Below are 19,180 nucleotides of genomic sequence, written 5' to 3'. Positions count from 1 at the left end.
CGCGGCTGAAACCAGCCGCAGCAGGCGAGGGCGCACCGAGCTTCAGATATTACTAGGAGACACAAATGATTAGCGAATCGCATAACAGTACCGGCTTGCAGCACTCGCTGAAGCAACGCCACATGAGCATGATCGCCATCGGCGGCGTGATCGGCGCCGGCCTCTTTGTCGGCAGCGGCGTCATCGCCAAGGCCGCCGGCCCGGCCGCCATCCTGTCCTTCCTGCTCACGGGCGGCCTCGTCGTCCTGATCATGCGCATGCTGGGCGAGCTGGCTTCGTCCCTGCCCGTGGTCGGCTCCTTCTACGAATACGCGCGCCTGGCCTTCGACGACAAGCCGAAGGTCTCGAAATTCCTCGGTTTCATGAGCGGCTGGATGTACTGGTATTTCTGGGTCGTCGTCGTGGCCTTGGAAGCCATCGCCGGCGCCAAGCTCGTCAACTTCTGGCTGCCCGACGTGCCGTCGTGGTCGATCAGCCTGGTGCTGCTCGTCTCGATGACCATCCTTAACCTGTTCTCCGTGAAAGCGTTCGGCGAATTCGAATTCTGGTTCGCCTCGATCAAGGTGGTCGCCATCATCGTCTTCCTGTTCGTCGGCGCCCTGTTCATCACGGGCAGCTTGCCCAACAGCATCCCGACTCTGGGCTTTTTGACGAGCAACGGCGGCTTCATGCCGCACGGCTGGGGACCGGTGCTCAGTGGCGCCGTCGCCGCCACGGCCTTTTATTCGGGCGCCGAAATCGTTACCATCGCCGCCGCCGAAACGTCGGACCCGGCCAAAGCCATCGCCCGCGCCACCAATTCCGTCATCACGCGCGTGCTGATGTTCTATGTCGGCTCCATGTTTGTTGTCGTCTGCATCGTGCCCTGGGATTCGCCGGCCATCGCCACGCCATTCGTCAGTGCTCTGACCGTCATGAATATCCCGTACGCGGCCCACATCATGAACGCCATCATTTTGACGGCCGTGCTGTCAGCCCTGAATTCCAGCCTGTACGCTTCGTCGCGCATGATCTTTGCATTGACGCGCCGCGGCGATGCGCCCACGGGCCTGGTCAAGCTGAGCAAGAATGGCGTGCCGATTCGCGCCATCCTGTTCAGCACCCTGTTCGCCTACTTCGCCATTGCCGTATCGTATGTGTCGGCCGACCTCGTGTTTCCCTTCATCGTCAACTCCTACGGCATCCTGATCCTGTTCGTCTACCTGCTCATTGCGATATCTCAATTGCGTTTGCGCCGCCGCCTGGAACGCGAATGCCCGGAACGCATCAAGGTGCGCATGTGGCTGTTCCCCTACCTGACGTATTTTACCATCATCGCCATGCTGGTGATCCTCGGCGCCATGAGCGTGTCGTCCGATACGGAGCAGCGCGTGTCGTTCTGGTTCGGCCTGTTGAGCGTGGTCATCATGAGCGTCATGTACTACATCAAGAAGCTCGTCAACGACGACCGCAACGGTGACAACGAAGCCAAAGTGGAGCTCAAACATGTCTGACACGACCTTGTTGCCCGCAGGCCGGCGCCGCTTCCTGCGCACGACGGCCACCCTGGGCGCCGCCGCCATGGCGGCGCCATCCTTGGCCGCCTCCGCTTCCGTCACCTTGCCATTTGAAAACGGCGAGCGCGAACTGGTGGCGTTTCCGCAAAAGCGCCCGCTGATCCTGCTGACCAGCCGACCGCCCCAGCTGGAAACGCCGTTCAGCGTCTTCAGCGAGGGTGCGATCACGCCCAACGATGCGTTTTTCGTGCGCTACCACTGGAGTGGCTTGCCCACCAGCATCGATGGCGGCAGCTACCGGCTGCGCATCGCCGGTCTGGTGAAGACGCCTTTGGAATTGTCGCTGGCCGAACTGAAGCAGCTGGCCGATCCGGTCGACGTGGTGGCTGTCACGCAATGTTCGGGCAACAGCCGCGGCTTCTTTGCCCCGCGCGCGAATGGCGGGCAGCTGAGCAATGGCGCCATGGGCAATGCCCGCTGGACGGGCATCCCCCTGAAAACCGTGCTGGAAAGGGCCGGCATTGCGGCCAGTGCCGTGCAGGTCGCCTTCAATGGCCTGGAAACGCCGCCCGTGGGCGATGGTCCCGACTTTCAAAAAGCGTTGTCCGTCGAGCACATCATGGCCGGCGACGTGATGCTGGCCTGGGCCATGAATGGCGAGGACATTCCTTTCCTCAACGGCTATCCGCTGCGCCTGATCGTGCCGGGCTTCTATGGCACTTACTGGGTCAAGCACCTGAGCGAAATCACGGTGCTCGACAAGCCGTTCGACGGCTTCTGGATGAGCACGGGCTACCGCATTCCCGACAATGGCTCCGGCTTCATCGAGCCGGGCGCGCCCGTGGGCAAGACGACGCCGATCAGCCGCCTCAACGTGCGCTCCTTCATTACCAGCGTGCAAGATGGCGCGCAAGTGAAGGCGGGGCGCGACCTGGCCCTGCGCGGCATCGCTTTTGATGGCGGCCAAGGCATCAGCGAGGTAGCCGTGTCGGTGGACGGCGGCCAGACGTGGCAGGAGGCGAAGCTGGGCAAGGACCTGGGACGCTTTTCGTTCCGCGAATGGACGATGGTCATGAAGGCGCCGCGCAAGGGCAAGCACGTGCTGATGGTGCGCGCCGTCAACCGCATCGGCCAGAGCCAGCCCATGAAAGCCCTGTGGAATCCCATGGGTTATATGCGCAACGTGGTGGAAACCACGCGCATCCAGGCAGTGTGAGGAGAACCATATGAAGATTTTGTTTGCCGCGCTGGCACTGTCGGCGGCGGGTGGCGCGTGCGCGCTGGAAATCCATTTGCCGCCGGAAACGGCGACCTACAAACCCAGCGAATTGCCCGGCTACCAGCTTGTGCAGCGCAACTGCATGACATGCCACGCGGCCCAGTATGCATCGAGCCAGCCGCCCGCTTCGCCGCGCGCCTACTGGGAAGCGACCGTCAAGAAGATGAAAAAGCCGTTCGGCGCCCAGTTTGACGACGCGGACGTGCCGGCCATGGTCGATTACCTGGTGAAAACCTATGGCGTGGAGCGGGGCGCCGTTGCACCGGGCGCGGTCATCGCCAAACCCGTTGCCGCCGCTGCCCCGGCCGCCAGCGGCAAGGATGTCAAGACCTTGCTGGCGACGAACGGCTGTATGGCTTGCCACGCCCTCGACCAGAAAGTGGTCGGCCCCGGCTTTGCGGAGGTGGCGGCCAGGTACAAGGGCAAGGACGGAGTCGCTGCCGTGGCGGCGAATATCCGCAATGGCGGCGCCGGCAAATGGGGCCCCGTGCCCATGCCGCCATTCAGCCAGCTCAGTGCAGCCGATGCTGCGGCCCTGGCGAAGTACGTGCTGAACAGATAAGGTTGTCCCGGACGCGCGGCAACCCTTAATACCACTTGCTTTCACCCATCTTGCGCGGTATTGCCCGCTGCCATTGCGCAGCGGGCTTTTTTTTACCTGTCTCATTCACCGCCGCATCGCTTGCCAACGCAGCGGTCAACAGCACTGGTACTGTAAAAAACACCGTTATATAAAACCACTTGACTACCAATTTAGGGCGTCGCATTCTCTGTGCAGAAAGCCGATGCTTCGCTGTGCTTTCTTTACGTACAACATAAAAAGCTACTTCGATAGTTTTCGTATAACGTTCAGGAGACATTGTGAAGACACGGCAAATTAGCCGGCTGGCCTCGCCATTGATGGCTGGCCTGCTGGGCAGCGCGCTGCTCGCATGCGGCGGCAATTCCACCACCGAACCCCCATCGACCCTGCTGGCCGCCACGGCCGCCAGCGACAGTTGCGCGGCCTGGAGCGCCGCTGCCGTCTACACGGCGGGCCAGTGCGCCGTCTATGACGGCAAGGTGTATCGGGCCAAATGGTGGGTGCAGGGCACGGCGCCGAACAACGACCAGTGGGGACCGTGGAGCCTCGATACGAGCACTCCAACCCCGACGCCCACCCCGACGCCAACGCCCACTCCAACGCCGACACCGACCCCAACGCCAACGCCAACGCCAACGCCTGGCATTCCCACCAAGGCCCAGGCCGAGGCCAACGAGGCGGCGCTGACGAACAACGATTTCTTCCGCAAGGTCAAGGCGTCGATCCGTACCCTGGGCAATACGGCCGTCGAGGCCGTGCAGCCGGGACTGGCCAGCAACCCGCTCAACGTCAAGCGGGTCGAGCGCCTGCTGCCGGCGGCGAAATGGGATTACTATTTTGCCGCGCGCGACGCCAGCTACACCTACCAGCGCTTCCTGCAAGCCGTGGCCAAGTTCCCCGCCGTGTGCGACGACTACAGCGACGGGCGCAATGCGGACGCCATCTGCCGCCACAGCCTGGCCACCATGTTCGCCCACTTCGTGCAGGAAACGGGCGACCATAACGCCAGCAGCCCGCTGCCGCAATGGCGCCAGGGCTTGAAGTATCTGCGCGAGCTGGGCTGCGACGAGACGGGCGCCGGCTGCGGCTACAACGTCGAGTGCGCCGATCCCGTCTTCAACAAGGTCTGGACCTGCGGCAAGAATGCGGACGGCAGCTTCAAGAAATATTTCGGCCGCGGCGCCAAGCAGCTGTCGTACAACTACAACTACGGTCCCTTCTCGCAAGCCATGCATGACGGCGACCAGTCCGTGCTGCTGAAGAATCCGGACCTGGTGGCGTCGACCTGGCTGAACCTGGCGTCGGCCACGTTCTTCTTTGTCTATCCGCAACCGCCGAAACCGTCGATGCTGCATGTGCTCGACGGCACGTGGGTGCCGAACGCGGCCGACACGACGGCTGGCGCCGGTAATAACTTTGCCACCACCATCATGATCATCAACGCCGAATGCGGACAGGGCACGGAAAAGCAGGCCGCGCAAAACCGCATCGATTACTACAAGCAGTTTGCCGCCGACATGGGCTGGGATTATTCCGGCGAACAATTGTCTTGCGCCAACATGCAGCGCTTCACCCCGGCCAGTTCCGCTTCCTACAACATTTATTGGGAAAAGAACTGGAGCGCCGGTGGCGAGAACCAATGCCAGCTGGTCAGCTATCAAACCCCGTACAGCGCCTTGCTGGCCGGGAACTACGTGAAATGCGTGGAAGCCAACTGGAATGTGAAGTTGCAGTAGCAGTAAAGGCAGGACCAGCCAGCCAGGGATAACAGTTGACAAGAGCCCCTCGAGGGGCCTGCAACAGCTCACAACGTACAAGCTGTAAAACCATAACGGAGACCAATACAACATGAAATCGAATGCATTATTGATGGCCCTGCTCAGCGGCGTGCTCGTCGCTTGCGGAGGCGGCGGCCAGGACGGCACGACCGCCACCCCGAACACCTTGCTCGCCGCCGTGGAAGCGTGCGCCGTCTGGGATGCCGCCACCGTCTACACGGGCGGCCAGTGCGTGCTTTACCAGGGCGTCACCTACAAGGCAAAATGGTGGACGCAGGGCAATGTCCCCAGCGCCGCCGACCAGTGGGGGCCATGGGCTGTGACGGATACGCCGACTCCAACCCCGACGCCGACGCCAACACCAACGCCGACGCCAACACCAACACCAACACCAACACCAACACCAACACCAACACCAACACCAACACCAACACCAACACCAACACCAACACCAACGCCAACACCAACACCAACACCAACGCCAACACCGACACCAACGCCGACACCGACGCCCACGCCCACGGCTTGCCGTCCAGACGGTCTCATCTCGGCCGTACCGAACGTGCCGTACTGCAAGGTGTACGACGCAAATGGCCGCGAAGTGCTGGGCAATGGCTTGAACCGGCGCATCGTCGGCTATTTTGCCAGCTGGCGCACGGGCGTCGATGGCAGCCCCACGTATCTGGTGAATAACCTGCCATGGGACAAGATCACCCACCTGAACTATGCGTTCGCTTCCGTCGACCCGGCGACGTCGAAAATCGCCATCGGCAGCGGCGCGGCCAATCCCGATACGGGCCTCACGTGGCCGAACGTGCCGGCCGCGGCCATGGACCCGTCCCTGCCGTACAAGGGCCACTTCAATTTGCTGGCGCAATACAAGAAGAAGTATCCGGGCGTGAAACTGATGATTTCCGTGGGCGGCTGGGCCGGCAGCGGCGGCTTCTACACGGCCACGACGAATGCGGATGGCAGCATCAACACGGCCGGCATCAACACCCTGGCCGATTCCATGGTGGCCTTCGTGCGCCAGTACAACTTCTTCGATGGCGTCGATGTCGATTACGAACATCCGACCACCAACAATGAAGCGGGAAATCCGAACGACTTCGCCGTCTCGAAACCGCGCCTGGCCGGTTTGATGACGAGCTACAACGTGCTGCTGAAAGTGCTGCGCCAGAAGCTCGACGAAGCGGCCGTGCAGGACAACAAGTATTACTTGCTGACCATCGCCGGCTCCGCTTCGGGCTGGGTCTTGCGCGGCGAGGAAAATATGTCGGGATTGAAATATCTCGATTACGCCAGCCTGATGACCTACGACTTGCACGGCGCGTGGAACCAGTACGTGGGACCAAACGCGGCGCTGTTTGACGACGGCAACGATGGCGAATTGCGTGCCGGTAATGCCTACCAGTACCAGAACATCGGCTACCTGAATACGGACTGGGCCTACCGCTATTACCGGGGCGCCATGCAGGCGGGGCGCATCAATATCGGCGTTCCGTTCTACACGCGCGGCTGGAAGGATGTGACGGGCGGCACGAATGGCCTGTGGGGCACGACGGCGCTGACCAATTCGACGGTCACTTGCGCGGGCGTAAAAACCTGCGGCATGGGCGCCACCGGCATCGACAACGTCTGGTACGACCTCGACTCGCAAGGTAAACCGACCCCAGGCGGCGGCAACCCCATCTGGCATGCGCTGAACTTGCAAAACGGTATCGTGCCGAGCTACCTGGACGCCTATAAAGTCACGGACAAGGCGCTGGTGGGCACCTATGTGCCGTACTACAGCAGCACCATGGTGGCGCCGTGGCTGTGGAATGCGACCAAGAAAGTGTTCATTTCCACGGAAACCACGCAGTCGATCGCGGCCAAGGCCCAGTACATCGTCAACAACAATATCGGCGGCGTGATGATCTGGGAAATGGCGGGCGACTATGCCTGGGATGCCACGCGCAATGGCGGCAAGGGCGAGTACTTCATGGGCACCACCCTGACGGACGTGCTGTACCAGGCCTTCCGCACGGCTGGCGTGTACGGCAACAAGCGCGCCGAAATCGCCATGCCGGGCACGGCGGCCAATGTCAGCATCACCCTGGGCGGCTGGAAGCTGGGCGACAACAACTTCCCCATCAATCCCGTCATGACGGTGAAGAACAACACGGCCTCGACCCTGCCGGGCGGCACCGTGGTGGAGTTCGACTATCCCGTGTCGGCGCCATCGGACATGAGCGACCAGTCCGGATTCGGCTTGACGGTGATCAATGCCGGCTACACGGGGCCGAACAATATCGGCGGCTTCACGAAGAACTACAACCGGGCCCGCTTCGCGATCCCTGCCTGGCAATCGCTGGCGCCGGGCGGCTCCGTGGCGCTGACCTTGAACTACCGCCTGCCGATCTCGGGACCGGCCAATTACACGGTGACCGTGGGCGGCACCAAGTATGCGCTGACGCAGGAGTATCCGGAACTGCCGGTGGCCTTGCCGTAAGTTGAATCCGGTAGTGTAAACAGAGAAGGGCGGAACCGAGGTTCCGCCCTTTTTCAATGGCTGCCGTTAAGCTGGCTTAAAACCAGGTCTCTACCTGGAAACCATACGACGTGCCGCTGGTATTGTTGTTGTAGATCGGGCCGCCGTTGTTCGACGCGTTGACCGAGGCGGTGGCCGCATCGTTCCATTTGCCGTACGTCACGAAAGCGCGCAGTTCAGGACGCGACCACAGGCCAGGACCGGCGGAGATCGTCGGTGCGATGGTCAGCTTGGTCAAGCGCTTGGCTGGCTGGCCGCCCGATTGCGTCACGCGGTCCGTGCCCAGTTCGCCCACCAGCTTGAAGTTGTCGGTGAAGGCGTACACGGGACGCACGCCGACCGAGGTCCAGGTCGAGGAACCGGTGGCTTTCGACTCGTCTTTTTGCCACAGGGCGACAAATTCCATGCCGAAGTTGGCCATCGGCTGGATCGCCATGTCATTGAAGATGCGCGTGCGTTTCACGTCCGAACCGAAACCGGTGTCGCCCGATGCGCCGAACTGCGCGCCCTTGCCCGTGCCAGGACCGACGCCGTACTGCACGCCGAAGGTATTGCCGCCGCCAAATACCTTACCTTGACGGTGGAATGCCGACAACTGCCAGCCGTTGTGCTTTTCGCCAAAAGCGTCGGTGTCCTTGCCTTCGCCGATGATGTAGGTCGCGGCCAGGTCCAGGGTGCCGTTTTCATTGACGGGGATCTCGCCGTAGATGAAGTTCTGGCGCACGGCCGACTTGGTGCCACGGATGGTGCCGTCGGCATTGCGGTCGTTGATGTCGTTGTCCTTGAAGAAGGCATACGAGAATTTACCAGGACCGGCAGGAATGCGGTCCAGGCCGGCGCCCGTGCCGTTCATGTTGATGTATTGCAGATCCAGCATGTGGATGTCAGGACGGTAGTAGAAGCGCTTACCGATCCAGGCCGTGCCGCCGTTCAGGAAATCGAGTCCCTGCGCTTCGACATAGGCTTTGACGATGCCCAGTTTGTTGTCGCCGAAATCCGAGTTTGGCGCGTAAGCGTTGACCCAGATGGTGGCCAGGTAGTTCACGCCGCCGGACTTGGCGACAGACTTGGTGTAGCCGAATTCCGTGTAGGCGTCGCACTCATTGCCCAGACGATATTTCATGGTATTGCCGCCGAGGCCGAAGCAGCCTTGCGAACCGCCGTCGCCCGAGGTATTGCTGCCGGCGCCAGCGCGCAGGTAGCCGTGGAAGCCTTCGGAGTCGGATGGGTACATGGGGTCGGCCATGGCGGAAGCGCTGGCGATGGCCAGGAGCAGGGCAGGTAAAGTTTTCAATGCAGTGCGATTCATGCGGTCTCCAGAAGAATGTTGGTGGTAGCGGTGACGCCCCGGAAGGTGGTCGCCGCACACGGTCTAATGCCGAAAACCAAGTCTAGCAGCGCTTTTTTAACCACCCTGATACAAAACGTGCAAGTACTGATACTTTCTTTCAGAGTGTTGTTTTTGCCACATATCGATACTCTTGCGCATGGCAGGCTTGCAAAGGAGTATCGAATTGCGGTTTTGGAGTATCAGAAAGTATCAAAGTCCGGTGCTACATTGTGGTCGTGGTGCTAAGTACCTGAGCATTGCCAACGACAAAAAACACTGGAGACACACAATGAAACGTTCCGCCATTGCCGCGCTGTGCGCCGGCGCTTTCTGCTTCGCTTCGTCCGCTTTTGCCGCCACCGACCTGGTCATCGCGACCGTCAACAACGGCCACATGATCGAAATGCAAAAGCTCAGCAAGTTCTTCGAGCAAGCCAATCCCGACATCAAGCTCAAATGGGTGACCCTGGAAGAGGGCGTCTTGCGTCAGCGCATGACCACCGATATCGCCACCAAGGGCGGCCAGTTCGACGTGATGACCATCGGCCTGTATGAAACACCCATCTGGGGCAAGAAAAACTGGCTGATCCCCATCAAGCCGGACGCCAAATACGATATCGACGACTTGCTGCCGGCCATCCGCGAAGGCTTGTCCGGCGACGGCAAGCTGTACGCGTCGCCGTTCTATGGTGAAAGCTCGATGATCATGTACCGCAGCGACCTCGTCAAAAAAGCGGGTGTAACGATCGAGGACCGCCCGTCCTGGAACCAGCTGCGCGACGTGGCGGCCAAGCTGCACGATCCGGCCAACGGCGTGTACGGCATCTGTCTGCGCGGCAAGCCGGGCTGGGGCGATAATATGGCGTTGATTACCACCATGGCCAATTCCTACGGCGGCCAGCTGTTCGACATGAAATGGAAGCCGCAATTTACCAGCAAGCCGTGGAAGGACGCCGTCAACATGTACGTCGACCTGATGAAGAAATACGGCCCGCCGGGCGCGGCCGCCAACAGTTTCAATGAAAACCTGGCGCTGTTCAACCAGGGCAAGTGCGGCATCTGGATCGACGCGACGATTGCCGCCTCCTTCATCACGGATCCCAAGCAAAGCAAGGTGGCCGACAAGGTGGCGTTCGCCCAGTCGCCCGTCGGCGTGACGGAGCGGGGCGCCAACTGGCTGTGGATCTGGTCGCTGGCGATTCCAGCCAGCTCCAAGCACCCGAACGAAGCGCAACGCTTCATCAACTGGGCCACGTCGCCCGACTACGTGAAACTGGTGGCCAAGGAAACGAGCTGGGCCAACGTGCCGACAGGCACGCGCAAGTCGACGTATGCGAGCCCCGAGTTCCAGAAAGTGGCGAAATTTGCCGCCGCCGAAGGCAAGGCCCTGGCCACCACGCGCGCCGTGCAAAGCACCTTGCCGCCATCGCCGTACGTGGGAGTGCAATTCGCGTCGATTCCCGAATTCCAGGTGATCGGCGTGGCAGCGGGCCAGCAGATGGCGGCAGCATTGCTGGGCAAGGTGACGGTGGACCAGGCGCTGGAATTGTCGCAGCAGACGGCGGAGCGTGAGATGCGCAAAGGCGGGTACTACAAGTAGGAAGATAGCCTGACCAAACCTACTGCGCGTCGCGCTTTGCGGCCGGCGATGCTCACCGTACTAAAGTACGGTTGCGCTTCTCGGCCACAAATCACTGTCGCTCGCTACGGTTTTGCCAGGCATCTTTGCTGTGCCGTTTGGTTTGTAAAACAGGTGACGTGACTGGCCTTGCTATTGCGCGAGATCAATTACTCACCTCACGTCTCAAGAGAATCCTATGAAACGCATTATCCCCCGGACTTTGCTGACGCCGGCCGTGGTCGCCGTCTCCGTCATTTCCGTGATCCCGCTGCTGATCACCCTGTATTACGCGTTCGTGCGCTATTCCATGCTCGATCCGAGCGGCCATCCTTTCCATGGCCTGGCCAATTTTCACTTTTTCTTTACCGATGCTTCGTTCCTGCCGGCCTTGCAGAACACGTTTACCCTGCTGTTTTCCGTGATGCTGGTCACGGTGGTGCTGGGCACGGCGCTGGGGCTGCTGATCAACGAGGCCTTCCCGGGGCGCGCCGTCGTGCGCGTGCTCCTGATTTCGCCCTTCCTCATCATGCCGGCCGTCAATGCCCTGATGTGGAAGAACATGCTGCTCAATCCGATCTACGGCCTGTTCGCGCAAATCAGTCTGTTCTTTGGCGCCACGCCCGTCGACTGGCTGTCGGCCCACCCGCTGTTTTCCATCATCATGATGGTTTCGTGGCAATGGCTGCCGTTTGCATGTTTGATTTTCATGACGGCCCTGCAGTCGATGGACCGCGAGCAGCTGGAAGCGGCGCGCATGGATGGCGCCACCTATCTGCAGCAGCTGCGCTACCTCTACATTCCCCACCTGGGCCGCGCCGTCTCGGTGGTGCTGATGATCGAGATGATCTTTTTGCTGTCGATCTTTGCGGAAATTTTTACCACCACGGGCGGCGGTCCCGGCTTCGACACGACCACCATCACCTTCATGATCTATCAGCAGGCACTGCTGTCGTATGACGTGGGAGCGGCCTCGGCCGGCGCCCTGTTCGCCGTGCTCATCGCCAACATCGCCGCCTTCTTCCTGATGCGCGTCATCGGCAAGAATCTGTCGAAATAAGGAGCCCTTGATGCATAGCAAACTCAATTTGTATAGCCGCACGGCCGCCGCCTGGCTGTTCGCGCTGCTGCTGTTCTTTCCCATCTTCTGGCTGGGCCTGATGGCTTTCAAGACGGAAGGGCAGGCCATTTCCACGCCGCCGCTGCTGTTCTTCACGCCGACCCTGGACAGTTTCCGCGAAGTGCTGGCGCGCGACAATTACTTCGGCTACGCGTGGAACTCGCTGTTTACCAGCGTGCTCTCGACGGCCATCGGCCTGCTGATCGCCATCCCGGCCGCCTATTCGATGGCTTTCTTTCCCACGGGCGGCACCATCGGCTTGCTGAAATTCATGCTCAGCTCGCGCTACATGCCCGGAGTGGGCGCCCTGATGCCGATCTATATCTGCTACCAGTACTTCGGCCTGCTCGACACGCGCATCGGCCTGACCATCATGTTCATGCTGATGAATTTGCCCATCATGATCTGGCTGCTGTACACGAGCATGAAGGAACTGCCGCGCGAAATCCTCGAAGCGTCGCGCATGGATGGCGCCACCGTGTGGGATGAATTCCGCCACGTCGTGCTGCCATTGTCCGTGGGCGGCATCGCGTCCACGGCGCTGGTCTGCATGGTGTGGTCTTGGAATGAATCGTTCTGGTCGCTGAACCTGGGCGCGTCCAACGCGGGCACCCTGGCCTGGCTCATCGCCTCGTATTCCAGCCCGGAAGGCTTGTTCTGGGCGAAATTGTCGGCCGCTTCGCTGATGGCCATTGCGCCCATCATGGCGCTGGGCTGGTTCTGCCAGAAGCAACTCGTGCAAGGCATGACTTTCGGCGCAGTCAAATAAACTACAGAATAGAGACACACACCATGGCCTACCTTCAATTGAGCAATATCGAAAAATTCTTTGGCGAGCACCGCGCCATCAAGGGCATTGACCTGGAGATCAAACAGGGCGAGTTCGTCGTCTTCGTCGGGCCGTCCGGCTGCGGCAAGTCCACCCTGCTGCGCCTGATCGCGGGCCTGGAACCGACCGACGGCGGCAAGCTGTCGCTCGACGGGCGCGACATCACGGCCCTGCCGTCGTCGAAGCGCGACCTGGCGATGGTCTTTCAATCGTATGCGCTGTATCCGCACATGACGGTGTTCCAGAACATGTCGTTCGCGCTGAAACTGGCTGGCGTCGATCCCGCCATCATCCGCGAGAAAGTCGACAAGGCGGCCGCCATCCTCGACCTGGGAAAATACCTGGAGCGCACGCCGAAGGAACTGTCGGGCGGCCAGCGCCAGCGGGTGGCCATCGGGCGCGCCATCGTGCGCGACCCGAAAGTGTTCCTGTTCGATGAACCGCTGTCGAATCTCGATGCGGCCTTGCGCGTGCAGACACGCATCGAGATCGCCAAGCTGCACCGCGAACTGGGCGCCACCACCATCTATGTCACGCATGACCAGGTCGAAGCGATGACCCTGGCCGACAGGGTGGTGGTGCTGCGCGACGGGCAGATCGAGCAGCATGGCTCGCCCCTGGAATTGTATGACCGCCCCGCGAACCGTTTTGTCGCGCAATTCATCGGCACGCCCAGCATGAACGTGGTGCCGGCCGATGCGGCGCCGCAGCTGCTGGCGCAGGCGGGCGGCGCGGCGCAGGCGGACGGCTTTGTCGGCATCCGTCCCGAACACGTACACCTGGGCGCGGCGCAGCCGGGCAGCGTGCCCGTCACCGTCGACCTGGTGGAATCCTTGGGCGTGGAAACCCTGACCTATGTGCGCTTGCCGAACAACGTGCAGGTGGTGTCGCGCGGCGCCGAGCGCAGCAGCCTGCAGCCGGGCCAGCAGACGCATTTGACGTTCGAGCCGGGCTGCGTCCATTATTTTGACCGCGCCGGCAAGACCTATGCCGCCGCCAAGGGAGTTTGAAATGAGCGCCATTGAACTGAAACCGGCGAACCTGGCAAAGCTGCCGGCCACCGTTACCGTGCCCGCGTACGTGCGCGAGACGCTCGTGCCCAGCATCGTGCACATCGGCGTGGGCGGTTTTTTCCGCGCCCACCAGGCCGTCTACCTCGACGATTTGCTGGCCTTGCCCGGCAATGTGGAATGGGGATACTGCGGCGTGGGCTTGCTGGCGCATGACGCGGCCATGCGCGACGCCATGCGGGCGCAGGATGGCTTGTACACGGTGGTCGAGCGCAGCGCGGCCGGCGACTCCGCCCGCATCATCGGCTGCATCGGCGACTACCTGTATGCGCCCGACGACCCGCAAGCCGTGCTGGAAAAGCTGGCCGACCCCGGCACGCGCATCGTCGCGCTGACCATCACCGAGGGCGGCTATTACGTGAACCAGGGCACGGGCGAATTCGATGCGGCTCACCCCGACATCGTGCATGAACTGGCGCATCCGGAATCGCCGCGCTGTTCGTTCGGCTACCTGGCCGCCGCGCTGGCCTTGCGCCACCAACGTGGCCTGGCGCCGTTTACCATCATGTCTTGCGATAACCTGCAAAACAATGGCGACGTCACGCGCAAGATGCTGCTGGCCTTTGTCGCCCTGCGCGATCTCGAGCTGGCGCGCTGGCTGGCCACCGATGGCAGCTTCCCCAACAGCATGGTCGACCGCATTACGCCAGCCACCACGGATGAACACCGGGCGCTCGTGCGCGACAGCTTCGGCATCGTCGATGCTTGGCCCGTCGTGTGCGAGCCGTTCCGCCAGTGGGTCATCGAAGACGAATTCCCGCAGGGCCGGCCGGCCTGGGAAAATGTGGGCGCGCAGATGACGCACGACGTGCTGCCGTATGAAAAGATGAAGCTGCGCCTCTTGAATGCCAGCCACCAGGCCCTGTGCTACATCGGCATGCAGCTCGGTTACACGTTTGCGCACGAAGCGATGGGCGATCCTGGCATCCGCGCACTGGTGCGGCGCATGATGGATGACGAGGTCACCCCGCTGCTGGACGAAGTGGAAGGCGTCGACCTGGCCAGTTATAAAGATACCCTGATCGAGCGCTTCTCGAATCCGGCCGTGCGTGACCAGCTGGCGCGCATCGGCACGGAGGGCTCGGCGCGCATCCCGAAATTCGTGCTGCCGTCCGTGCGCGAAGCGCTGGGGCAGGGCGGCGCCATCAAGCTGCTGGCGTTTACCGTGGCCTGCTGGTTCCGCTACCTGGAGGGCCATGACGAGCAGGGGCGCGAGATGCCCCTGAACGACCCGTATGCGGCGCGCCTGCGCGCGCTGGCGCTGCAGGGCGGGGCGGACGCTGCGGCGCTGCTGTCCCTGCGGGAGCTGTTCGGCGACTTGAGCGACACGCCAGCGTTCACGCAAGCGGTGGAGCAAGCGCTGGCCAGCCTGTACGGGCTGGGGGCGCGCGGAGCGCTGGAACAGATCGTGACCTGACGGGGAGGGCGCGCCATGCCACGCAAAGCCGATGCCTCACTGCCGCAGATGGAGCTGGAACAGCAGCGCGACGCCACGCCCGGCTTCGAGCCAAAAGGCAGTTTCGGCTTCATCCGCTACCTCGAGCACGGCTTTCCGAATGCGCTGGTGCGCTGGCATTATCACGACGAGTACGAGCTGCACCTGATCGTCGAGAGCAGCGGCAAGGTCTTCGTCGGCGACTACATCGGCCAGTTCACGCCCGGCCACCTGGTGCTGACGGGGCCGCGCGTGCCGCACAACTGGGTCTCGCTCGACACGCCGCCCGAAGGCGTGGCCCTGCGCGACATGGTGGTCCAGTTTTCGCATGCGCCGCTGGCGTCGATGGCCGCCGCCATTCCTGAATTGAAGGATGTTTTTCCGCTGCTGCAGCGCGCCCTGCACGGCGTGGAATTCTTTGGCGTCAGCGAACAGTCGTTGCGGCGCTTCCGGCGCATCCGCGACAGCAGCGGCCTGCCGCGCTTCATCGAATTTCTGACCCTGCTGGGCGAGCTGGCGCAGACCAGCGACTACCAGCTGCTGTCGACGGTGCCGATGCAGTCAAGCGACGACGACGTGGCGCTGGCGCGCATCAGTTCCGCCATCAACTACATCGTGCACAATTACAGCAGTCAGTTCTCGCTGAAGCAGCTGGCCGAGCAGGTGGACATGCCCGAGCGGACGTTTTCGCGCTTCTTTCGCAGCGCCACGGGCAACAGCTTCACGGACTTCGTCAACCGCCTGCGCATCAACAAGGCGTGCCAGCTGCTGATGGAGACGGAGCGCTACGTCAGCAACATCTGCTACGAGGCGGGATTCAATAACGTGGCCAATTTCAACCGGCGCTTCCTGGAATTGAAGGGCATGACGCCAAAGGAATTTCGCCAGCAGGCGCTGGGCCGCTTTGGCGAGTGACGCTTTTTGAGGTACATTGGATGGCACAGGCGGGGACAGCCTGGGAGAGACAAGCATGGAATACCGATGGCAGAAGGACAGCGAGCGCAAGGCGCCCGAACTGGAACGCGAAAGCTACGACGGCATCATCAATTACCTGGAACATGGCTATCCCAGCTCGCGCGTGCGCTGGCACTGCCATGAAGAGTATGAGCTGCACCTGATCGTCGCCACCAGCGGGCGATTGTTCGTGGGCGACTATATAGGTGAGTTTTCGCCGGGCCACCTGGTGCTGACGGGGCCGCGATTGCCGCATAACTGGATATCCAACGTGATGCCGGAAGGCGGCGTGGCCCTGCGCGACATGATCGTGCAATTCGCCCACGCACCGCTGGCGGGCGCCGCGCGCGTGATTCCCGAATTGCGCGAGCTGCTGCCGCTGCTCGAGCGCTCCAGCTATGGCGTGGAGTTTTTCGACATGGGTCACGAGGCCGAGCAGCATCTGGCGCGCATCCGCGCCACGCATGGCGCCGAGCGCTTCGCCGAATTCGTCCAGCTGATGAGCAAGCTGGCGCGCACGGCCAATTACCGCTTGCTGTCGAGCGCCTCCCTGCGCTCGTATGACGATGACGCCACCCTGGCCAAGGTCAATGCCGTCCTCAATTACATCACGGACAATTACCGCGAGCCGATTTCGGCGGAAATGCTGGCCGAGCAGGTGGGCATGTCGCTGAGTAAATTCTCGCGCTTCTTCCGCAAGGCGACGGGCAACAGCTTCACGGATTTCATGAACCGCCTGCGCATCAACAAGGCTTGCCAGCTGCTGATGGATACGGATCAATACGTATCCAACGTCTGTTACGACGTGGGTTTCCAGAACGTGGCCAACTTCAACCGGCGCTTTTTGCAGGTGAAGGGCGTCACGCCGAAGGAATTCCGGCGCCAGGCCGATGGACGCTTTGGCGGCATCGGCGGGCCTGTTGCGGATACGCCACCGCCGTGATGCCTGTCATGGGCTTGTCACTTTGAACAGTTATCCTCCACGGCTTCAATCCCACCCTAGCCGAGGAATGCATGAAGACTGCCGTAACGTCCACCCCGAAACTGACCCTGCTGGCCATCGCCGCCGGCCTGGCCCTGGCCGCCTGTGGCGGCAGCGACAGCCACAATGAGCCGGCCAAGCCCGTGGCGCAGACGGGCGTGTTCCTCGACGGCGCGGTGGAAGGCCTCGATTACGTGGCTGGCAGCGCGGCCAAGGCCAGCACCAATGCCAAGGGCGAATTCATTTGCAACCCGGGCGACACGGTAGCCTTCAGCGTGGGCGGCCTGGCCCTGGGCTCGGCGCCGTGCAGCGCCGTCGTCACGCCGCTGGCGCTGGCCGCCAGCACCAACGTGGCGGACGACAAGGTCGTCAACCGCCTGCTGGCGCTGCAATTGCTGGACGAGGACAGCGATCCGTCGAACGGCATCAAGCTGACGGCGGAAGTAAAGGCTGCGCTGGCCGGCAAGACGCTCGATTTCGCCACCGCACCGGCCGTCTTCAACGCGGCCCTGTCCGCGCATCTGGCGGCCGTGGGCGCTAAATTCGCCGGCCGCACGGTCGATGCGGAGCGCCGCGCCCTCGTGCGCGAGCATTTCGAAGACACCCTGGCCTCGAAAGCGGGCGCGCCCGTCAACGAGGCGCTGACGCAAGCCAATCCGGTCGGCGAAGTCAAAGTGACGGTGACGCGCTACCAGATCCAGGCGGACAGCAAGTTCTACGTGCCGTACGAAGGCGCCAACGCCAAGATCAAGGGCGAATTCCCGAACGGCTTTTTGCCATCGTATGGTTCGGGCCTGGCCTACAAGGGCAAGAATGCGGCCGGCGACCTGGAATTCTATGGCTTGACGGACCGGGGTCCGAACGGCGATGGCCCGCTCGTGCCCGATCCATCGGGCAAGGGCACCATCGGCAGCAAGATATTCCCGTCGCCGAGCTTTACGCCTTCGTTCGGCGTGCTCACTGTGGGCAAGAACGGCGCCGTCCTGAGTTCGTCGACGCCGATCAAGGTATCGGCCACCGTCAACAGCTCGGGTTTGCCCGTGCCAGTTGGCGCCGTCGGCAATTCGGCCGAGATTCCCGTCATGGATGCGATGAAGTTCGACGCCACCGGCAAGGCTGTCTTCAATGCGGGCGGCCTCGATTCGGAGTCCATCGTCGTCGATACAAAGCGCAACGCGCTGTGGGTGTCCGACGAATACGGTCCGTTCATCGTCAAGATCGACGCGGCCACCGGCATCATCCAGGCCAAGTACGAGCCGGGCAAGGGCTTGCCGGCGCTGTTCGCCAAGCGCCGCGCCAACCGCGGCATGGAAGGCATGGCGCTCGATACGAGCAACGACAAGCTGTACGCCTTCCTGCAAAGCCCCCTGTCCGACGGCAGCGCACCATATTCGGTGACGAAGAAGAATGAACAGGTCGAGCGCTTCGCCCGCTTCACGCGTTGGATCGAATTCGACCCGACGACGGGCACCAGCGGCAAGATGTATGCGTATCCCTTGAATGCGGCCGACTACCAGGATGGCCGCACGGGCAACGCCAAGCTGGGCGACATGGTGGCGCTGGGCGGCGGCAAATTCCTCGTCATCGAGCAGGGCGCCGCGCCGTCGGGCAAGGTGTTCAATAAACTGATGCTGGTTGAACTGAAGGGCGCCACGGACATCGCGGCCGCCGCCTTCAACGCGACGACGTCGGACCTGGAAAAAAGCAGCATGGGCGGCGTGGCCGTCAATGGCGCCGACTGGGCCACCGTCACACCGCTGAAGAAAACCCTGCTCTTGGACTTGAACGCCATCGGCTGGGCGGCGGAAAAGGCCGAGGGCCTGACCCTGATCGACGACTCCACCATCGCGCTGGCCAACGACAATGACTTCGGCCTGAAAACCAAGGTCTTTGACGCGAATGGCGTGGAAGTCGATGGCGCCGACGTGACCAAGTGCACGGTCGATGCGAACGGCACCATCGTCACCAGCAGCGCGGCCGGTTGCAACGCCGCCAACACCATCCGCGTGGCGCGCGGCGACGACCGCGAGCGTCCAAGCCGTTTGTGGATCGTGAAGTTTGCCAAGGCGCTTAATACGTATTGATGTGCTGCTGTGTCGGATTACGCGGCGCTGCGCGCCGCTAATCCGACCTACCATCCACTTGCACGATAAAAAGCCGCGCGGTGCATCTC

15 protein-coding genes are annotated in these 19,180 nt (G+C 62.0%); 13 read left to right on the top strand and 2 right to left on the bottom strand.

The features are described from left to right. The first annotated feature begins 65 nt into the window (after window positions 1-65). Genes ASN89_RS10705 through ASN89_RS10695 form a run of 3 tightly spaced genes read left to right on the top strand, consistent with a single transcriptional unit; the run spans window position 66 to window position 3,337 of the window. Window positions 66-1,493, top strand: coding sequence for an amino acid permease (locus ASN89_RS10705; RefSeq protein WP_046683319.1), 1,428 nt, complete (start codon window positions 66-68; stop codon window positions 1,491-1,493). Beyond that, window positions 1,486-2,712, top strand: a complete 1,227-nt coding sequence (locus ASN89_RS10700; protein WP_058049267.1) for a molybdopterin-dependent oxidoreductase — start codon at window positions 1,486-1,488, stop codon at window positions 2,710-2,712. Before ASN89_RS10705 ends, ASN89_RS10700 begins: the two co-directional genes overlap by 8 nt. Before the next feature lie 10 nt (window positions 2,713-2,722). Next, the gene (locus ASN89_RS10695) at window positions 2,723-3,337 is read left to right on the top strand and encodes a c-type cytochrome (RefSeq protein ID WP_058049266.1); all 615 of its coding nucleotides are present in this window, start codon (window positions 2,723-2,725) and stop codon (window positions 3,335-3,337) included. A gap of 25 nt (window positions 3,338-3,362) precedes the next feature. Here ASN89_RS10695 and ASN89_RS28660 read toward each other — a convergent pair whose 3' ends face one another. Further along, the gene (locus ASN89_RS28660) at window positions 3,363-3,635 is read right to left on the bottom strand and encodes a hypothetical protein (protein WP_152988535.1); all 273 of its coding nucleotides are present in this window, start codon (window positions 3,633-3,635) and stop codon (window positions 3,363-3,365) included. Window position 3,636: 1 nt separating this feature from the next. Between ASN89_RS28660 and ASN89_RS10690 the strand changes: the two genes are divergently transcribed. Both ASN89_RS10690 and ASN89_RS10680 read left to right on the top strand, forming a co-directional pair. Beyond that, window positions 3,637-5,094, top strand: coding sequence for a glycoside hydrolase family 19 protein (locus ASN89_RS10690; protein WP_235501932.1), 1,458 nt, complete (start codon window positions 3,637-3,639; stop codon window positions 5,092-5,094). A 112-nt stretch (window positions 5,095-5,206) separates the two neighbouring features. Beyond that, window positions 5,207-7,630 carry a chitinase C-terminal domain-containing protein gene (locus tag ASN89_RS10680; RefSeq protein WP_082654516.1) on the top strand — a complete coding sequence of 808 codons (2,424 nt, stop codon included), beginning with the start codon at window positions 5,207-5,209 and terminating at the stop codon, window positions 7,628-7,630. A gap of 76 nt (window positions 7,631-7,706) precedes the next feature. Here ASN89_RS10680 and ASN89_RS10675 read toward each other — a convergent pair whose 3' ends face one another. Then, entirely contained in the window at window positions 7,707-8,978 is a 1,272-nt protein-coding gene (locus ASN89_RS10675; protein WP_058049264.1) for a maltoporin, read from the bottom strand. Window positions 8,979-9,288: 310 nt separating this feature from the next. Between ASN89_RS10675 and ASN89_RS10670 the strand changes: the two genes are divergently transcribed. From ASN89_RS10670 to ASN89_RS10635, 8 genes are all read left to right on the top strand, one after another. Beyond that, window positions 9,289-10,599 (top strand): ABC transporter substrate-binding protein, encoded by a 1,311-nt coding sequence (locus tag ASN89_RS10670; RefSeq protein ID WP_046684817.1) that lies wholly within the window; start codon window positions 9,289-9,291, stop codon window positions 10,597-10,599. A 217-nt stretch (window positions 10,600-10,816) separates the two neighbouring features. Beyond that, window positions 10,817-11,677: a carbohydrate ABC transporter permease gene (locus ASN89_RS10665; RefSeq protein ID WP_058049263.1), complete on the top strand. Its 861-nt coding sequence runs from the start codon at window positions 10,817-10,819 to the stop codon at window positions 11,675-11,677. Window positions 11,678-11,687: 10 nt separating this feature from the next. Then, a complete protein-coding gene (locus ASN89_RS10660) occupies window positions 11,688-12,506 on the top strand; it encodes a carbohydrate ABC transporter permease (RefSeq protein WP_046684815.1) in 819 nt (272 codons plus the stop codon). Window positions 12,507-12,529: 23 nt separating this feature from the next. Next, complete coding sequence (locus ASN89_RS10655) at window positions 12,530-13,576, top strand: ABC transporter ATP-binding protein (protein WP_058049262.1); 1,047 nt, start codon at window positions 12,530-12,532, stop codon at window positions 13,574-13,576. A 1-nt stretch (window position 13,577) separates the two neighbouring features. Next, window positions 13,578-15,053, top strand: coding sequence for a mannitol dehydrogenase family protein (locus ASN89_RS10650; protein WP_200969019.1), 1,476 nt, complete (start codon window positions 13,578-13,580; stop codon window positions 15,051-15,053). Between the two features lie 15 nt (window positions 15,054-15,068). Further along, a complete protein-coding gene (locus tag ASN89_RS10645; protein ID WP_046684812.1) occupies window positions 15,069-15,986 on the top strand; it encodes a helix-turn-helix domain-containing protein in 918 nt (305 codons plus the stop codon). Between the two features lie 55 nt (window positions 15,987-16,041). Continuing rightward, window positions 16,042-16,968 carry a helix-turn-helix domain-containing protein gene (locus ASN89_RS10640; RefSeq protein ID WP_046684811.1) on the top strand — a complete coding sequence of 309 codons (927 nt, stop codon included), beginning with the start codon at window positions 16,042-16,044 and terminating at the stop codon, window positions 16,966-16,968. 71 nt (window positions 16,969-17,039) lie between these two features. Continuing rightward, on the top strand, window positions 17,040-19,091 hold the full coding sequence (locus tag ASN89_RS10635; RefSeq protein ID WP_058049260.1) for an esterase-like activity of phytase family protein: 2,052 nt from the start codon (window positions 17,040-17,042) through the stop codon (window positions 19,089-19,091). Window positions 19,092-19,180 lie beyond the last annotated feature (89 nt).

Source organism: Janthinobacterium sp. Ant5-2-1, assembly GCF_001445815.1.
Classification (GTDB): domain Bacteria; phylum Pseudomonadota; class Gammaproteobacteria; order Burkholderiales; family Burkholderiaceae_D; genus Janthinobacterium; species Janthinobacterium lividum_E.
Note: the sequence above shows the minus strand (reverse complement) of the source record. Positions and strands in the feature narration are given on the sequence as shown.